The following is a 16699-nucleotide window of genomic DNA, read 5'->3' on the forward strand; positions in this document are numbered from 1 at the left end:
TTTAGATCCCTCCTACCCATCGTCCCGGTTGAAATCGCCCTTCAGGATCCAATTGCGCTTTGATCTTCCGCATGAGAAACAGTCCGGCCGGCGTTCTTCCCCAAACGGGAATGAGCTCTTTAAAAAAGAAAGGCGCATGCAGGATGACCACATAACCAAGTTGCTCTTCTATCCGCTGCCTGACTTTTTCGAGCAGTTCTTTTGCCATTAGCCACTGATCCCGTTTCGGCTGCAATATGGCAAATGTAATTCCCGTGCCCGTTCCCCCGTGAATCATCGCATCAATTCCCAGTTCTTCGGCCAGATAGTGAATCATTTGAACAGCAGCGGCCACTTGATCGGGAAGGGTGCTTATCTTGACAGCGACTTTCGCAGCGGAACTTTCCGAATCTTTGGCGTGAGGCATAAGCTCGCCAAAGGCTCGCCATAACGCTGCCGCCCATTCGTTTCGAAAAGTTTCCCGGAGCCTGATGCCTTCTTCCTTTGCCCATTTCAAAACTTGATCTTGTTCTTTGTCCACGGCTTTGGCTTCGTCTTCAAAACCGATCATCAATCCGAACGTGGCGTGTTCACCGGGCAAAAGCGCTGACAACACCGAGGAATTCACTATTTCTATCGCCGACGGTTCCAATGAAGAGTCCAATATGCGTCGGCTGAGCCGCAACAGGGCGTTCACATCCGAATGTTCCAACATGATCACCGTTTCCTCAGGGGGAAGGGGACGCAATTTGAATGTGCACTCCGTAATGATCCCCAAGGTTCCGAACGAGCCGACGAACAACTTGTTCATATCGTATCCGGCGACATTTTTGACGACTTTGCCGCCGGTACGAATGACCTGGCCGTCGGCCAAAATCACCCTGAGACCGATAACCCAATCGCGCGGAGTTCCGTACTTTAACCGTTTGGGTCCCGTCAGGGCCGCAGCCACGATCCCCCCTGCCGTTCTCATCTCCGGCCAACCCGGATCCAGCGGCAGCATCTGGCCTTTTTCCTTCAATACCGCTTGTAAATGACTGAGTAGCGTGCCCGCTTGCACCGTAACCGTCAAGTCGCCAACCGAATGTTCTGTAACCTGATGATATCCGGCCAAAGATAAGGTGACCGCCTCTTTTTGGACAGGATTGCCGTATCCGGCGAGTGCCCCCTGGCCTTCGGGCAAAATTGACACTTGCGATTCGCCGGCCCAGCGGATCACCTTGACCGCCTCTTGCTCCGATTCGGGAAAGACGACCCAATCACTCGCTGGACCGTATTCGGAACCCTTCGCTGGAAATGTTTGTACTTTGTCCGTCCCCAACTGTTCGATCAACCGGCTGATGTCCGTATTGGTTACATCGCTTTTACTCACGGTAACAGCCCTCTCTCCCGTAATCAAACAAGATCATGGTGCGGGTGTGTTATTTTTCACCTTGATACAATTCAATAAAGGATTGTTTCTGATTATGTAAATGTTGTTCCATTTCTTGCTCCGCCGTTCCGTTTTGAAGTCCTTCTATAATGCTCCGATGTTCACGAACAACTTCTTCGCGCCTGGACGCTCGGTGTAAAACCCGCATGCCAATCCGGCGAATCAGGTCTGACGTTTGGTTAAAAACGGAGATCAACCGCTCGTTATCCGTAAGCTCAAACAGCACTTTGTGAAAATCTTTGTCCAATCGCATGAAATCAACATCGCTCATTTGCGACGGATCGGTATTCATCGCTGCCGTGATCGCTTGCAATTGATCCAAGTTTTTCCGGTTGATCATCTGCTGAACTTTACGGACAACGCCGATTTCCAACATAAAACGCAATTCAAATACATCATGGATATCCTTAATGGTAATCGGCGAGATAAAGGTCCCTTTATAAGGGAGGTTATAGACCCATCCTTCCGCTTCAAGCGTTTGAACAGCTTCACGGAAGGGAGTGCGGCTGATTCCGAACCGCTCTAACGCCACCCGCTCCGTAATCATCTCATGATCCTGCAATATCCCGCGTATAATCGCTTCTTTCAAAATTGTATACGCTTGCACTTTGAGCGGCTTGGGATTGGATAAAAACAGCTCCACATCTTTCCCCCTTTCCAGCCATGCTCCGGTTGGTGATCGTATATCGTACACAATATATTATACATAATATTGATACTATTTGTATATACGAAATTTTCTTTCCGAAACAGGCACATGCATCGACTCCACTCTTCTTTGCCACCTCTCCGGTGGCTTTTTTGTTGGCTGTGAATCTATTGTGACTTGCCCCACACGGCTGAAGCAACGGAGGCACTCCCTTTGGTCTCCGTGGTCTTCCCGCTTCATCGAGCGTGACAACCCACATCCACCCACGATGACTTCGTCCAAACCTGGGTGATTTTCGTAACGAGTTTTCGCTCACATAGTCGTTTTAAGGTGTTTTCGCACTTATCAACTCCACTGTACTCTGTCGGACTTGCGAGAGGGACCAAGCCCTCCCGCGTCCGACGCTCATTTTATCCCGACTTGAAGGGCTGGGTTTTCCCGCTCCTTCTTTAACACCTTCGATCTCTTAGAAACCATGCGCGAAAGCAATATATACAGAAACGAAATCCAACACGAAGAAGAAGGTCTCTACAGCATCACGACAAAGCCGGGATTCGCCATCGGTCAAACGGCCTATCTTGTTCAAAATAAAGGTTTTAATCTCCTATGGGATTGTATTACATACCTGGATGACAGAACATTAGAGGAAGTAAAGAAGTTGGGAGGAGTTCAAGCTCTTGCCCTCTCCCATCCTCACTACTATTCAGCTCAAGTTGAGTGGGCGGAGGCACTCGATGCGACGATTTATATCCACGAAGATGATCAAGAATGGGTTATGCGTCCGAGTGATAAAATTCAATTTTGGTCGGGTGAAACATTGGAACTGTCAGAAGGTCTCACTCTTCATCGTCTGGGAGGACACTTTAAAGGTGGAACAGTTCTCCATTGGGAAAACGGTAACGATGGAAAAGGAGTTCTCCTTACAGGGGATATCATCCAAGTTGTTGCAGACCGCAAGTGGGTAAGCTTTATGTATAGCTATCCAAACCTGATCCCGCTACCGGCTAAAAAAGTAGCGGAGATGGCAGAGAAAGTGAAAAGACTAAAGTTTGATCGTCTATACAATGCTTTCCATCGAATTGTAATGGAGAATGCCAATGAATCTGTACAAAAATCCGCCGAAAGATATATTGCTGCACTGGAAGGTAGATTATTTACAACGTAAACCAGTGTTCTGCCATGATACTGGTTTATTGTTTGAGCATCCTGACATTCGCCTAATGAAATCAAAAAAAAAGCCCTTGATGAAGGAGCGGACGTTACCTCAAATCAAGAAGGGGAGCACGTATCTCCGCCAAGCCGCATATAAACGGTTCAAGGCGAAAAACGCGTCCCCTTCTCGCATGTTTATCCGGTTCCCATTATGCCCGGGAAACGTATTCGCCGGTCCGGGTGTCGATGATCAGCCGGTCGCCCACGTTGACGAACAGCGGCACCTGTACGACCAAGCCCGTTTCCAACGTGGCCGATTTGCTTCCGCCCGTCGCGGTATCTCCCTTGATACCCGGTTCGGTGTCGGTCACTTCCAACTCCACCGTATTGGGCAGTTGCACACCGATGGTTTCCCCTTGGTAGATCATGATGTTGACATTCATGTTTTCCTTCAGGAATTTGACCTCCCGCTCCAGACGCTCGGCCGGCAGGCTGATCTGCTCGTAAGTCTCATTGTCCATAAACGTGTACTCACCGCCGCTTTCATACAGGTATTGCATTTGGCGGGTTTCCACGTGTGCACGCGGCACTTTTTCCCCGGCGCGGAATGTCCGCTCCTGAATGTTGCCGTTGCGCAGGTTGCGCAGTTTGGAACGGACGAACGCCGCCCCTTTCCCCGGTTTGACGTGTTGGAACTCCAATACTTGCCACACGTCACCGTCCAGCTCGATTGTCAATCCAGTACGAAAATCATTTACCGAGATCATCGCATGTCTCCTCCAAACTCGATAAGATGAAGCCGATCGCTATTCGATCACGATCAGGTTTTTGGGGCTGTGCGTCAGCACTTCCTTGCCCTGCTCGGTCACGACCACATCGTCCTCGATGCGAACGCCGCCAAAACCGGGCAAATAAATACCCGGTTCAACCGTGACCACCATTCCGGATTGTAACACGGTTTCCCCGTTGACGGAAAGAGTCGGGGCTTCGTGAATTTCCAAGCCGATGCCGTGGCCGGTGCTGTGCCCGAACTGCTCGCCGTATCCCCGGTCGGTAATGATATCCCGGGCAACCTTGTCTACATCGCGTCCGGTCACTCCCGGACGAACCGCCTCCAATGCTGCTTGTTGGGCATGCAGCACAATATCGTAAATTTCCCGTTGCCGCTCGTTCGGTTTTCCTAATACAATGGTGCGCGTGATGTCCGAACAATATCCCTCATAAAGGGCGCCGAAATCCAGCGTGACCAAATCACCCTTCTCCAGCACCCGGTCCGAAGCCACGCCGTGCGGAAGTGCCGAACGCGGACCGGAGGCGACGATGATGTCAAATGAGGAAGAATCGGCCCCTTTTTCGCGCATGAGAAACTCCAGGCGAAAAGCGATGTCCCGCTCGCGCAGTCCGGGGCGGATCTCCTTGAGGATTTCCGCAAACACCTCGTCAACGATTCGCGCCGCACGACGCAACGTCTCCAACTCATCGGCATCCTTGGTTTCGCGCAGCTTTTCCACCATATTGCTTACCGGGACCACTTCCACCCCGTCGAGGATGGACTTCAGCTTTTCGGCACGGGCATACACGAGATGATCCTGTTCAAACGCCAGCCGGCTGACATTCCATTCGCGGCACAACCCCGCCACCGTGCGGAACGGCTCGCCCCCGACACGCACCACATCCAGATGAGGGGCTTGTTTTTGTGCCTGCTCCACATACCGGAAGTCGACCAGCAGTTTCGCCTCCTTTTCCGTGACCAGCACCATGCCCGCAGTGCCTGTAAACCCGGTCAGATATCTTCTGTTCATCGGATGGGTGACGAGCAAGGCTTCGAGATCTTGTTCTTTCAACCGTTCACGCAATCGGTCGATCCGCTTTTTCAACAGGTATCCTCCTCTCATTCGATCAGCCCCAACCGAATCGCTACCGCCCGGAGAGCCAGCTCATAGCTGAGAAAGCCGAGTCCCGCGATTTGACCGACGGCGGCCGGCGCCGTGACAGAATGCGCCCGAAACGCTTCGCGATTATGTATGTTGGACAGATGTACCTCGATCGCAGGTACTTCCACAGAGGCCAAGGCGTCCCGAAGGGCGTAACTGTAGTGTGTCAATGCACCGGGGTTGATGATGAGATGATCAAACGTTCCATCCGCGGCATGAATCCGGTCAATCAATTCTCCTTCATGGTTGGACTGAAACGTTTCCACTTTCAACCCCCATGCACGACCCATTTCTTCCAGACGGCGGTTTAGCTCTGCCAATGTTTTTCGGCCATATACACCGGGCTCCCTTTTCCCCAGCCGGTTCAAATTGGGGCCGTGCAGCACGAGTACCTTCGGCATCGGCACACCTCCTCTCTCCTTCGCCAATTGTACCACAAAATCCCTTGTTGACGCAGAATTTCACCGGATAACTGCGACGAACGCCGTTTCTGTGATACAATGGGAATACATCACAACACAAGAACGTATTTTCGACCGTTCTTCTATATGGAAATTACAAAAAGGCGGTGTGGGTAAGTGTCGGAAAAACCAGTCGCATACGGCGGGCAGGCCGTCATCGAAGGGGTGATGTTCGGAGGGCGTTATGTTCAAGTGACCGCCATCCGACGCAAAGACGGCTCGATCGAAACCTGGGAATTGGTACGAAATCCATCACCATTTTTATCTTTCCTGAAAAAAATCCCCCTGATTCGGGGTATCGTGGCATTGATCGAGGCGAGCGCATCCGGTGCCAAGCACCTGCAATTTGCGACGGAACGATATGAATTGGATGATTCCAATGAGGAGTCCCGGCAGGAAGATCGACGTTCCCCGTCTAAATTAACCACATATATCGGTGTGGCCGTCGTCGGTGTCCTCTCTCTGGTGATCGGAAAAATCCTTTTCACCGCATTGCCGGCTTTTTTGGCCAGTGTATTGTTTGACCGGTATGTCCATAATCTGGTCACCCAAAATCTGATCGAAGGCGGCATCAAAACTTTGCTTCTCCTTGCGTATCTTGTATTGATATCGCAGACGCCGACAGTCAAACGGGTCTTCCAATATCACGGGGCGGAACACAAAGTGATTAACGCCTATGAATCAGGGGTAGAATTAACAATAAGAAACGTCCAACGGCAGTCCACCCTTCATTACCGATGCGGCAGCAGTTTCATCATACTGACTGTTCTTGTCGGGGTGATTGTCTACTCCTTTTTTCCCTACGACAACGTCTGGGAACGCATCGGCATCCGGCTGTTGCTTCTGCCCATGGTGGTCGGACTCTCCTACGAATTGTTGAAATTGACCAACGCTTTGCGAGATGTTCCCGGCCTCTCCTATCTGGGGTATCCCGGACTCTGGCTGCAAAAGTTGACCACCCGACAACCGGATGATGATCAAGTGGAAGTGGCCATTGCCGCATTCAATAAAATGAGGGAGCTGGATTTGCAAACCGAAGCAACGGTCGCATCCTCCTCGCTGGCACACTCCCGTTCGTAAGTCGGCTTTTCGGATTCTTCATGGAATGAGGGTGAATGGTCATGGTAAGGCAACCAAACAACGGGTGGCGTCTGATCCTGTTCGTCTTGATGGGCATCGGTTTCCTCCGCCTGCTCGTCGTCAATCCTGTTCAAGTATTGATTCCCCTGCTCATTGCCGGTGTTGTCTTTTACCTGTACAAGTTTCCACCGCAATGGTTTCTGCGGTGGAACATCCCCTCTCATTCCCGGTCGATCCGCCCGCGTAAAAAAGGGCGGCCGACAGGAAACCGCTTTCGTGGCAGGCGCCCTGCTTTCCGCGTGATTGAAGGCAATAAAAAGCCGGAACAAAAAACAAAAACCCCATGACAAATCACCACCAAGAGCGAAACCCGAATTCCAACTCGAACCAGGGTGCATCCGGCGACCGTGGATTCCGATATATGGGTGGCCTTTTTGGATGAGTGACTTTTCAGCACAGCCATTCTGGATCGCAAGGAAAAAGGCCACCCGGAAGCCTGAATATGATACGAATACGGATTGGGCACAGACGCACAGACTTAAAACAATGCATCGGTGGCCTCATCCACCACTTTGGGCGTCCCGGTGACGATCCCCAACAGATAGGGTATGGTCACGATCTGCGGATAGACAAATTCGGGTTCGGGGGACAACACCTTAACCACGATCCGGGTGTAGCCCTGTCCCGTTTCCACTTTCACCAACTGAAGCCGGTAGCCCGCATTTGGTTTTTCCCCCAGCGTGATCAACAAATAGCGACGGTTGCCATAATTGTACAAATGCGTTCCTTTTTTCTTTTTATGCTGCGACAGCCACTGCAAAACCCGGGGAGACAAGCGCGACTCCTCTCGATGGGTGATCAATCTGAACCCTCTGAAATTTTTTCTCTCTGACATTTTTCTCCCCCCTCCTATCCCGACTCCGTCGGACGAATGGTGTAGGAAACACCCCGCTTCGCCCGACGTACCGCCAAATATTCAGCGAATGTCCAGTTACGGAAAAAATTTTCCGCCGCTTGTCTGCCTGCTTCATACAGTAATCGCCGTTTTTCCTTGGAGATGTGGAATTCAATCATCTTGACGTCCAGCGATGGAACCAATATGGTCCGTACCTTTTCCTGATCCTTTATATACCGGTTGTCATGCGCCTCCATCATCGTCAGAAAGAGCGCCCGCAACAGGGTAATCGGACCAAAAATGCGATGTTCCTCCCCGCTTAAATCGGAAACGAGGCGAAAACCGAATGTGGGCCATCGCGGTTGTTCCTGATCAAACAACCAAACCGGGAAGTTGCTGAGAATGGCACCATCGACAACATAGCAGATTTTTTTGGATATCCGGTTGACCACCTTCACCGGATCAAAAAAATACGGGATACTGCAACTCATCCGCACTGCTCGGGCCACGGTCAGTTTGACCGGATCGTATCCGTAGTCGCGATAATCATGAGGGAGAACCATCAGGTTTCCTCCGCTGATATCCGATGCGATGATGGACAATTCACACTCTTTCAGGTCTGCAAACGTATAGACACCCCGACGTGCCAACAGCTCGCCGACCCACTTTTCCAGCGATCCGCCCGGATACAATCCCTTGTGAATCCACAACCGCAAAGCCGGACCCACATACGGAATGCGATGGTACCACGTCTTGGGCATAAACTGCAGGAAATCTTGTTCCATCATCAGTTTGTGAATGTCACAAGCGCGGTAACCAGCCGCCAGCAGCGCCGCGATGATGGACCCGGCAGACGTACCCGCCAATCGCTTCCATCGATACCCTTTCTCCTCCGCCACAGTCAGGGCCCCGACCAAACCGATGGCTTTGACCCCGCCGCCCTCAAATACCGCATCAGCCCACAAGGTCATCCCTCCCGATATGCTCCTGGTTTATCTATATGTAACGCGAAAGAGAAAAAACTATGGAACCGCACTCCAGACTTTATCATGAGCGACCGGAAAACCCGTCCTTCAGGGTGATGACTTGCTCCGCCTACGTCTTTTTTACGATCTGACCGCCTTTCGAGAAACTTGTGACATGTTGTGAGGAATCCACTTCCATCACTGGCTCACTGACTCAGCTCTGCCTTGAAAGCCGTGAATTGGACGGCATCCTCCCAACCCGCGTCTGCAATGCTCTCGGCAAGACGATGTTTTTCACATCCCCCGGATGTTCAAGTCTTCAAAAGCGATCCCATCGTAGTTGTCCACCAAAATATCGGCTGATTTTGTAAGTGGCGTCTTTTCACGGAAGCACTGAAAACCACTATGCGAACAAGTCGTCATGAAACATCGATCACACAGGTTTGGACGAAATCTTCGTGGACGGATGTGGAAGCGGCTGCGACCCGCCGCGCAGAGCCAGTCACGACAATGTGAAACGGGAGCCGATTTCCCGCCTTCTCTCCATAGCCTGACGGCAAAGAGTCGCTCGGCAGGGAAACGGCTCCCGCTTGAACCATTATTCCACCGTTTTTCCGCTGTCCACGTCCTGTTCCGCTTCTGAAACCTCGTCGGCCTCTTTGAGCGCCCGTAGTTCTGCAATTCGTTCCGGATTTCGCTGGAAATACTCCACCAGATATTCAATGCACGTGATGGAATCCCAGCTCAGATGATGTTCGATTCCCTCGACATCCTGATAGATCTTCTCCTCGCTCACACCGATGATGCGCAGAAAATCCTCCAAAAGATCGTGGCGGTCCACCAACCGTTTGCCGATTTTTTTCCCTTTGGGGGTGAGAACCAAACCGCGATATTTCTCATATACCAAGTATTTGTCCTTGTCCAGTTTCTGCACCATCTTGGTGACGGACGAGGGGTGCACGTCCAACGCTTCGGCAATGTCGGAAACGCGCGCATAACCCTTCTGATCAATCAATTTGTAGATGTTTTCCAAGTAATCCTCCATACTGGGTGTCGGCATGCGAATCCTCCCCTGTCCGTCGTTTCCGTTCTATTAGTGAAGCACATTTATTTTACCACAAACTTGGCTGTTGTGAAGAAGTTTCTCACCAATATACCAGCAATGATGGATTGGCAAATCCCTTTTCCGACTCACTCTACCGACCTGCAAACGAATCGGGAAAGTGCTTAGCGGACATACCCGCCCAATCATTCCGTGCTTTTCCGGTTTTCTGCTCGATCGGGCTTAGGTTCTCACTCACCTGGTTCGACATTGCCCCCTGTTGAAATGACCAAACACACCCTGGTTACGCTGATCCTTTGACTGCCATCCTCACGGCTTTCACCAGTTGGCGTCCCAGTTGTTCCAAGCGGTTCTGCAATTTTTCATCCTTCAGCGTACCGTCCGGTCGAAACGCCTGATACGACTGGGGCACTGACGGCATCGACGGCAACGGCCACGCATGCAGCGTGCGGCAGATGATGTTGAGTGTATTGAGCGTGTTGGTCGCACCCATCGCACCGCCAGAGGTCCCAACCAAGGCGACGAATTTGCCTTCCAATTCCCGTGCCCCGATGAAATCGAGTGCGTTTTTCAGCGCTCCGGACACACTGCCATGATACTCCGGCGACCCGATAATGAACGCGTCGGCTTCAAGCATCCATTGTTTGAACAGGTGAACCGATTCCGGATAAGTGGACTCATCCTCACGGCAATCGTACACCGGCAGATTCAATTCGCGCAGATCGACACGTCGAACCTTGGCGCCTTCGGCTTCCGCGGCTTTTGCCACGATCTCCACCGCTTTTTTCGTCGTGGATTCCGGATTCATGCTACCGGAAACGGCAACGATGTTCATCAGCTCCACTCCTCGTTTTAAAGCAATTATCATCATTCATCGTTTACAAAAAGAGCAGCTACCACACGGCTAAAGCCGTAGGCTTGTACCTGTCCATCAGTACCAACGCTTCCAAGAAGCTCCTGCCTTGGAGTGACGGTACAGGGCAGGCTGACAGCTACCCGTCCGACACAAGTCATTGTGCCGTCCCTGCACCAAGGTACTCAATTCCCTTTCTTTGCAGATTCATCGCTGCAATACGGTCATCATTAGAAGCGTAACCACATGTTCTGCAACGAAAGATATGTTTTTTCTTGTTTCGATTTGCTTTTTCAGTGTGTCCGCATTTCGGGCAAGTTTAAGAAGTGTATTTTGGATCAACAGTAATTACAGTAGATTGGTTCATTTTCGCCTTGTATTTCATTGTGTACCAACAGGTACGCTTATTACAATAATACTGTTTTTTCCTGCTTTTTCAACGAGTGCCTTAGATACCGCATGATTCATATGCGTCATCCAACGGTTTTCTCGTTGACCAATGGCTTTCAGTCTCCTTCGGGCCGAAGGAGTTCCTCTCCTCTGAAGAGATTTTCTGATTCGTTGGAAGTGAGCTTTCTTGTCTTTGATCCACCGTCCTCTGAAGAAGGTGGTGATTCCCTTCGAGTCGTAAGCAGTTGCTATGAAATTGATTCCCGGATCAACCCTGACGACATTTCGAACTTGATTGAGATCTGCGTCTTCAAATGTCTTCAACATGGGAATATGTAAAAAGTACTTTCCTTTCTTTTGAACCAGTTTGGATGTTCCAAATTTCCATGTACCATCAAAGAAGTGTTCCATCCCTTTTGTTTCGAATGGAACCATGATTCTTCCATCCAGAGTGTTTACAGAAAATACACCTTTTGTAAGGAGGTAGTCTCTGTTCCAAAACAGATCATACTCCGGTTTCTTGAAACGGATTTTTGTCCATTGATGCCCATTGGATTGTACAGATTTATATTTAGCGATCACGGACCTTGCAACACTTTGAGCCATTTGGGATCGAAGGCCATATCCAAGCTTTGCCTGACCAAGAACCTTTGTTTTCAATACAACTTTCGAAACATGGTTCAAACCTTATTTAATGGCTCTTATGGTCTGCAACAAAAGTTCTTTCTGTTCTTCATTTGGTAGGATTTTCATCTTAGCGGTAATGGTTAATTCCATCCCTTTTTCACCACATTTCTTCAATAACTTGTAGGTAATTTAATCTATTGAAACTTATTTGTCAATTGAAAGGAGGAAAGGGCGGCTCCTCCCACGGTTAAAGCCGATGGGTTTCCGCCGCCCGATTTACTGTGGAAGGGAAGCCAGCCATTCCCTTGCAGACAGCTTGCGTTCCCTTTCTCACATTCCCTCAGGCGGTGCGGGGGTATTCGTCGGCGACAATTGTTGTCCGTATTTTTGCTCGATTTGTTGACGCACCTCTTGGAGCGTCTCCCCCGCTTCGATTCCCTTTTTGGCATCCATCACCACATTGACGCAAATCTCGCACGCGGAGCCGTGCACATTGTACTCCGTTTGACCGTTTGCTTTTTTTCCGGCAATGAAACAGCTTTTCACACTTTCATGCCCCAGTGATCCGCATCCGCAATAACACGGAATATACTGAAGCTGATCCGCATTGGCCTCGGCAAAGGCATACGCCTCCCGCACATGCGGTACCGTCGATTGTTTGACGAACGCCGGCATGGCTTGTCCTGACGTGTGCCGCTGCCCGCCCGTACCGACCTTTGCATCGGTACCATCAGCGCAACCCGCGGCAAAAAGCAAGAGTGCGGCGGTTGTTCCTATCCACCATCGTTTCACCCGTTCACTCGCTCCTCTCCATCCCGATCATCTCCCATTATATTCAAAAAATATGACGGGGAAAAGCCAAACCTCGGGGTGGGGATGATGGTGTGACGCGCGCGGCAGGCTGATAGCCCGCTTGGTAAAGGTCAACACTTCTGCCCAGTGATCCATTGTTCAGTCGACGCCATTCTCCTCCGCTTCCATTGTCTTCTTAATCCCGTGGGCTGTCACGGAGATGTAATCGACCATAACGAAACCGCTTTTGACCGAGATGGCGACCACCATGTTTTTGGTGACGGGCGATGGAGGAGGAACGATGGTGAAAAAGGTGAAAAATCGTCTGGGCTTTCTATTCGGCGGATCTACCGTCAGAGGCGTTTGGCCTAACAACCTCCCATTCTGCCCCATATAGGCAACGTTGGCTACGGCGCGTGCCCCTGCCTGTGGTGAGTGGTTCATGACGCGAAAGCGAAGGTGATACGCGCATCGCCAATTAAAAGGACCTTTTACCACCTGATAGATCAGTCCACCGGGACCCATGGCGACGGAGACATCTCCCTCCGCCATCGGATTGGCCACCAGATGAGCCTTTTTGCCGCGCCAACGGTGGAATCCGGAGGTGAAATTGCCGTTCGTCAAGATGTTTTGACCGTTGCAAGCCAAGGTGCTTCCCTCTTTTCTCATCGCTATCTCACTCATTACAATATATGCGGATTGCCGCACGTTCCCTTGGACTCCTGGTAAAAAAGGCTCGCCTCCGTCACCCACAACATTCCATTTTCACGACAAAGATGATACAATAACGTCAACAGAATCATGGGAAGATTTCGCCGACCTTGGTTGGAAAGGGGGGATGGTCACATTCCATCCCTCCTCCTCCGGGTCGGCTTTTCTTTGATAAAGGAGTGACGCATTAGTATGAATCGAATGATCGCACTGGACGGTGAACATTTAACATTGGAAGCGTTTTCGGAAATCGTGCTTCACCGGACTCCGGCCTTTTTGAGCGTTGAAGCGATCCGGCGCATGCACCGTTCCCGCGAGATGGTGGAACGCCTGATCGGGGAAAACCGGATCGTTTACGGCATCACCACCGGATTCGGCAAATTGTGCGACACGATCATCGCACCGGAACAATCCGAACTGCTGCAACTGAACCTCATCCGTTCCCATGCGTGCGGCGTTGGCGACCCATTGCCGGAGGAAGTGGTGCGGGGCATGATGCTCCTTCGTGCCAATGCACTTGCCAAGGGGTACTCCGGGGTTCGTCCCGGCGTGGTGGAATGCCTGATCGAGTGGTTAAACCTCGGCCTCCACCCCGTCGTACCCGCGCAAGGTTCACTGGGTGCCAGCGGCGACTTGGCCCCCCTCGCACATATGATCCTGCCCTTGCTCGGATACGGGGAAGTGTGGGTAAACGGCAGACGGGAACCGGCTGAAGCGGTCTGGCGCGCGCAGGGACGGTCTCCTCTGCGGTTGGCGGCAAAAGAAGGGCTGGCGCTCATCAACGGTACGCAGATGATGACGAGTCTGCTCGCCCTTGGACTGTTGCAGGCGAAACAATTGATCTTGGCTGCCGACATTATCGGGGCGATGACGGTGGAAGCTCTGCGCGGCATTCCACACGCCTTTCATCCCCTCCTGCACGAGGTTCGGGGTCAAATCGGACAGATCACCACCGCCGCCAATCTGCGCTCCCTGTTGGCGGACAGCGCCCAAGTGATGCAACCGGACGAAGTACGTGTGCAGGACGCTTACAGCCTGCGGTGCATACCGCAAGTCCACGGTGCATCCAAAGATGTCTACCATTATGTGAAAGACGTGGTATCCCGCGAATTGAACGCCGCAACCGATAACCCCCTCCTCTTTCCGGAAACGGGAGAAGCGGTCTCCGGGGGCAACTTTCACGGCCAACCGCTGGCGTTGGCGGCCGATTTTCTTACGATCGCCATGGCGGAGCTGGCCAATATCTCGGAGCGACGAACCGAACGGCTGGTCAACCCGCAACTGTCCGGATTGCCCGCCTTTTTAACCAGCCAAAGCGGTCTGCATTCCGGTTACATGATCCTGCAATACGTCGCCGCCTCGCTCGTCTCCGAAAACAAAGGTCTCTGTCATCCTGCATCGGTCGACTCCATCCCCTCTTCGGCCAACCAGGAGGATCACGTCAGCATGGGAGCCACAGCCGCCCGTAAACTGCATCATGTCCTGGACAACGTCACCCGCGTACTGGCCATTGAGTACATCTGTGCAGGACAGGCGTTGGAGTTTGCAAAACAGCGGTTGGGGAAAGGAACACTGGCGGCATATCGATTGTTGAGGCAACACGTCCCGCCATTGGTGGAAGACCGAGAGGGCCATCGTGACATAGAAACGACCGCCCGATTGATACGCGACGGCCTGTTGGTCGAAGAAGCAGGGAAAACGGTACCGATCTCGTTGTAGGTCTGTGTTGGGAATCACACGCTTGCAAGGTTGGAATTCTTGGAGCGTACGCTTCCGCAATCGCAGGACGACGACCCATTTGCGGGCTGTCTCATCAGCCCGTCCCATGCAGTTCCACAACCCGGGATGGATGTGGGTTAGGCGCCATGAAGCGCGAAGCCCACGGCGACCAAAGGGTGTGCCTCTGGTGCTTCAGCCGTGTGGAGGAAGTCACAATGGAATTAAGTTAGTTCTGTGAATTTCGTGTTTATATACCACACAAAGGGATAACAAACCAGCAAATCACACCATTTATCGTTTATCGATAAATCCGCTGATCCAGCAAAGAGCGACGTTTCTGGTCATTCACCAACAAAAAAGAAAGGTGTTCCTTTTTCCGAATGGGAGGAAGAAGGAACACCCGATTGAGATTTGACGGATCAACGACCTAGTCGTTCCTGTGATCCATTTCCGGCACCTTCACCTGTACCGGCCGAAAATCCAGATAATCGCACGCAACCAGTTGCAGCTCAATCCCTTCGTATTCTCCTTGCACCGCTTCGTCGGCCGCTTTGCCGTGCATGTGACCGTACACACAGGTGGCAACGCCAAATTCCTTCATCACGTCAAAAAAACCCGAGCCGCGGACATGCTTGGTGACCGGCGGATAGTGGAGCATCACGATGATCGGCTTGTCCGGTTCCGCTTTCACCGCCGCTTCCAATGCAAGCCGCAGGCGCCCCACCTGCCGTTCGTAGATCGGCCGATCCCGCTCTTCATCCCAAAAACGATGGTCCCCCGGCAAAGTCCAACCGCGCGTGCCGGCCACGACACACCCTTCCACCACCGTGTAATCGGCATCAATCCAGTACATTCCCTCCGGCAGCGCTTCGCGCACCTTTTTTTTGCTGGAAACGTAATAGCAGTGATTGCCGGGAGAGAGAACCTTTTTTCCCGGCAGTTGGGCGATCCAGCCAAAATCGTTTTTCGCCGTTTCGATTTTCATCGCCCAACTGATATCTCCAGGGATCAGTACCGTATCCTCCGGTTTTACCACTTCCAACCACTGATCCCGGATGCGGTCGTAGTGACGATCCCAGCCAAACACATCCATCGGCTTGGACACGTCACGGTCATGGTCGATCCCGTACAATGTCACCGGTTTGTTGAATGACAAATGCAAATCGCTGATGGCATAGATGGTCAATCTGGTACACGCCCTTCTCCTGACTTGAAACTGTTGCCATTATACCACGAAAGCCCTACCTTTTCTTCCTGTCTCGACATATTCATATAACAGGAATCGAATCGACTCCGGGGGGAGGGAGGCGATGGCACAACCTTTTGTTTACACCGCATTGGGCGACTCCATCACTGCCGGGTACAACGCACCCCGCCGTCGGGGATATGCGCATCGGCTGACCAGACGGTTGAAATACCAGGGACTTCCGGCCAAATTATACACCATCTGCATGAAAGGCTGGACGAGCGGAGATTTGCTCTTTGCATCCGCATGGCCTTCAAACCGTCTGGCCATCCGAAACGCCCATCTGATTACGGTGTACGTCGGAGGCAATGATCTCATTTTTGCCCATGTCAAATATCTGCTGACCCGCAATCCAAATGTGTTCAGTCAAGTGATCGCCACCTACGGAAACAACCTGCAACATCTGTACAAGCGAATCCGCAGGCTGTCCTCCGCTCCCGTTTATGCCTTGAACCTTTACAATCCGTTTCCCCATTCGGTATTGCCCAACACCTTGGTGCCCGCACTCAACCAAATGACTGCCGATGTATCCGCGCGTTGGGACATCACCGTCGTCAACATTTACGAATCGTTTCAAGGAATGGAACCCCTGCTGATTGACGGATACCAAACCGGCCGATTGGAGAACTATGTGCCCATCATCTCCCGAAACCCCGTACACCCCAATGAACACGGACATGAGCAGATCGCACGGGAACTGTGGGAGACGATCTCGGATTAGTGGCATAAAAACAGCGACCGCACCCTCACG

16 protein-coding genes and 2 pseudogenes are annotated in these 16699 nt (G+C 51.7%); 5 read left to right on the plus strand and 13 right to left on the minus strand.

The genetic code is table 11. The annotated features are described in order from the left end of the window. Position 1: 1 nt before the first annotated feature. The gene (locus tag JQC72_RS10105; protein ID WP_205495216.1) at positions 2-1351 is read right to left on the minus strand and encodes an FAD-binding oxidoreductase; all 1350 of its coding nucleotides are present in this window, start codon (positions 1349-1351) and stop codon (positions 2-4) included. A gap of 49 nt (positions 1352-1400) precedes the next feature. After that, positions 1401-2054 (minus strand): GntR family transcriptional regulator, encoded by a 654-nt coding sequence (locus JQC72_RS10110; RefSeq protein ID WP_205495217.1) that lies wholly within the window; start codon positions 2052-2054, stop codon positions 1401-1403. Positions 2055-2526: 472 nt separating this feature from the next. Between JQC72_RS10110 and JQC72_RS10115 the strand changes: the two are divergent. Then, positions 2527-3225, plus strand: a pseudogene (locus JQC72_RS10115) (MBL fold metallo-hydrolase); the annotation flags it as partial. A gap of 196 nt (positions 3226-3421) precedes the next feature. On the opposite strand, the gene efp reads toward JQC72_RS10115, so the two are convergent. From efp to aroQ, 3 genes are read right to left on the minus strand one after another with little or no spacing between them, the layout of a single operon-like run. Beyond that, the gene (gene efp / locus JQC72_RS10120) at positions 3422-3979 is read right to left on the minus strand and encodes an elongation factor P (protein WP_205495221.1); all 558 of its coding nucleotides are present in this window, start codon (positions 3977-3979) and stop codon (positions 3422-3424) included. Positions 3980-4018: 39 nt separating this feature from the next. After that, positions 4019-5092 (minus strand): M24 family metallopeptidase, encoded by a 1074-nt coding sequence (locus JQC72_RS10125; protein WP_302104757.1) that lies wholly within the window; start codon positions 5090-5092, stop codon positions 4019-4021. Between the two features lie 11 nt (positions 5093-5103). After that, positions 5104-5547: a type II 3-dehydroquinate dehydratase gene (gene aroQ, locus JQC72_RS10130; RefSeq protein ID WP_205495225.1), complete on the minus strand. Its 444-nt coding sequence runs from the start codon at positions 5545-5547 to the stop codon at positions 5104-5106. Positions 5548-5775: 228 nt separating this feature from the next. Between aroQ and JQC72_RS10135 the strand changes: the two genes are divergently transcribed. Together JQC72_RS10135 and JQC72_RS10140 are read left to right on the plus strand one after the other, a co-directional pair. Beyond that, complete coding sequence (locus tag JQC72_RS10135) at positions 5776-6687, plus strand: DUF1385 domain-containing protein (RefSeq protein WP_302104758.1); 912 nt, start codon at positions 5776-5778, stop codon at positions 6685-6687. A gap of 41 nt (positions 6688-6728) precedes the next feature. Beyond that, positions 6729-7034, plus strand: coding sequence for a hypothetical protein (locus JQC72_RS10140; RefSeq protein WP_205495228.1), 306 nt, complete (start codon positions 6729-6731; stop codon positions 7032-7034). Between the two features lie 191 nt (positions 7035-7225). On the opposite strand, the gene JQC72_RS10145 is transcribed toward JQC72_RS10140, so the two are convergent. From JQC72_RS10145 to JQC72_RS10175, 7 genes and pseudogenes are all read right to left on the minus strand, one after another. Next, on the minus strand, positions 7226-7582 hold the full coding sequence (locus tag JQC72_RS10145; protein ID WP_205495230.1) for a protease complex subunit PrcB family protein: 357 nt from the start codon (positions 7580-7582) through the stop codon (positions 7226-7228). 14 nt (positions 7583-7596) lie between these two features. Continuing rightward, positions 7597-8547 carry a patatin-like phospholipase family protein gene (locus JQC72_RS10150; RefSeq protein WP_205495232.1) on the minus strand — a complete coding sequence of 317 codons (951 nt, stop codon included), beginning with the start codon at positions 8545-8547 and terminating at the stop codon, positions 7597-7599. A 598-nt stretch (positions 8548-9145) separates the two neighbouring features. After that, entirely contained in the window at positions 9146-9607 is a 462-nt protein-coding gene (gene mntR, locus JQC72_RS10155; protein ID WP_205495234.1) for a transcriptional regulator MntR, read from the minus strand. 286 nt (positions 9608-9893) lie between these two features. Further along, positions 9894-10445 carry an NADPH-dependent FMN reductase gene (locus JQC72_RS10160; RefSeq protein WP_205495236.1) on the minus strand — a complete coding sequence of 184 codons (552 nt, stop codon included), beginning with the start codon at positions 10443-10445 and terminating at the stop codon, positions 9894-9896. A gap of 175 nt (positions 10446-10620) precedes the next feature. Next, positions 10621-11630 (minus strand): annotated as a pseudogene (locus JQC72_RS10165) (RNA-guided endonuclease InsQ/TnpB family protein). Positions 11631-11810: 180 nt separating this feature from the next. Then, complete coding sequence (locus tag JQC72_RS10170; RefSeq protein WP_205495237.1) at positions 11811-12272, minus strand: PCYCGC motif-containing (lipo)protein; 462 nt, start codon at positions 12270-12272, stop codon at positions 11811-11813. Positions 12273-12431: 159 nt separating this feature from the next. Next, positions 12432-12980: a hypothetical protein gene (locus tag JQC72_RS10175; protein ID WP_205495238.1), complete on the minus strand. Its 549-nt coding sequence runs from the start codon at positions 12978-12980 to the stop codon at positions 12432-12434. Positions 12981-13184: 204 nt separating this feature from the next. Here JQC72_RS10175 and hutH point away from each other — a divergent pair, with 204 nt between their 5' ends. Next, positions 13185-14702 (plus strand): histidine ammonia-lyase, encoded by a 1518-nt coding sequence (hutH, locus tag JQC72_RS10180; RefSeq protein ID WP_419179860.1) that lies wholly within the window; start codon positions 13185-13187, stop codon positions 14700-14702. Positions 14703-15129: 427 nt separating this feature from the next. Here hutH and JQC72_RS10185 read toward each other — a convergent pair whose 3' ends face one another. After that, positions 15130-15888: a metallophosphoesterase gene (locus JQC72_RS10185; RefSeq protein WP_205495240.1), complete on the minus strand. Its 759-nt coding sequence runs from the start codon at positions 15886-15888 to the stop codon at positions 15130-15132. Positions 15889-16012: 124 nt separating this feature from the next. Between JQC72_RS10185 and JQC72_RS10190 the strand changes: the two genes are divergently transcribed. Continuing rightward, complete coding sequence (locus tag JQC72_RS10190) at positions 16013-16669, plus strand: GDSL-type esterase/lipase family protein (RefSeq protein ID WP_205495241.1); 657 nt, start codon at positions 16013-16015, stop codon at positions 16667-16669. Positions 16670-16699: the final 30 nt, after the last annotated feature.

The organism is Polycladomyces zharkentensis (assembly GCF_016938855.1).
In the GTDB taxonomy this organism is placed as follows: domain Bacteria; phylum Bacillota; class Bacilli; order Thermoactinomycetales; family JIR-001; genus Polycladomyces; species Polycladomyces zharkentensis.

Coding starts and splice junctions, on each gene's coding strand:
- efp (WP_205495221.1), bottom strand. CDS start 3,979: ATGATCTCGGTAAATGATTTTCGTACTGGATTGACAATCGAGCTGGAC.
- aroQ (WP_205495225.1), bottom strand. CDS start 5,547: ATGCCGAAGGTACTCGTGCTGCACGGCCCCAATTTGAACCGGCTGGGG.
- JQC72_RS10135 (WP_302104758.1), top strand. CDS start 5,776: ATGTTCGGAGGGCGTTATGTTCAAGTGACCGCCATCCGACGCAAAGAC.
- JQC72_RS10140 (WP_205495228.1), top strand. CDS start 6,729: ATGGTAAGGCAACCAAACAACGGGTGGCGTCTGATCCTGTTCGTCTTG.
- JQC72_RS10145 (WP_205495230.1), bottom strand. CDS start 7,582: ATGTCAGAGAGAAAAAATTTCAGAGGGTTCAGATTGATCACCCATCGA.
- mntR (WP_205495234.1), bottom strand. CDS start 9,607: ATGCCGACACCCAGTATGGAGGATTACTTGGAAAACATCTACAAATTG.
- JQC72_RS10160 (WP_205495236.1), bottom strand. CDS start 10,445: ATGAACATCGTTGCCGTTTCCGGTAGCATGAATCCGGAATCCACGACG.
- hutH (WP_419179860.1), top strand. CDS start 13,185: ATGATCGCACTGGACGGTGAACATTTAACATTGGAAGCGTTTTCGGAA.
- JQC72_RS10190 (WP_205495241.1), top strand. CDS start 16,013: ATGGCACAACCTTTTGTTTACACCGCATTGGGCGACTCCATCACTGCC.